At 67.1% G+C, this 611-nt stretch carries 1 protein-coding gene; it reads right to left on the bottom strand.

Annotated features, from left to right (window positions below):
- On the bottom strand, nucleotides 1-258 hold a 258-nt coding region (locus tag D1614_RS28355), incomplete at its 3' end, for a hypothetical protein (protein WP_497006677.1).
- Between the last annotated feature and the right edge of the window lie 353 nt (nucleotides 259-611).

Genomic DNA, 611 nt, shown 5'->3' with positions numbered 1-611 from the left:
GATCGGCAACCGCTGCAGCGACAGATAGAACAGCAGGTTCATGCTCGCCAGCGTGACGCCGTACAGCGCAATGCGGCCGGCATCTGCGCGGCCCAGGTGCAGGCGCCAGGGCCGCCAGAACGCCAGCAGGATCGCCGCGCCGATCGTTACCCGATATGTGACCGTGCCCGCTGCGCCCAGCACCGGGAAGAGCGTCTTGGCAAACGAGTTACCGAGGCACACAGAGGCCATCGAACCCATCAGCGCAAGGATGGGCATCCAGGGGGAGGTTGTTGGCGTGGTAGTAGCGGGGGCGGGAGCAGCGGAAGACATAAGCGACAGCGGGGCGACGGCAGGAAGCGCGGCAGGGCAACGCCACAGCATAGCCGCGCACTGCCGAGAAATCGTTGCGTTCTCGGCGGCGCGGGCGTCGCTTTTTATCGGATTGACGAACTTACAGGGTGGCTGCGCTGGGGCGGATCACGTCGATCAGCAACACGCGCTGGCCTTCGCGTTCGCCATCGGGGCGCGGCGTCACACCGCGCTGCGGGCGCGGGGCGGCCAGCGGTGCCGGGTCTTCGGCGCTCATGCCGAAGACGGCCAGTTTGGAGGCTGCAATACGCTGCAGCGTG

The organism is Maribellus luteus (genome assembly GCF_003576475.1).
In the GTDB taxonomy this organism is placed as follows: Bacteria; Bacteroidota; Bacteroidia; order Bacteroidales; family Prolixibacteraceae; genus Draconibacterium; species Draconibacterium luteum.
This window is presented reverse-complemented; position numbering and strand designations above follow the sequence as displayed.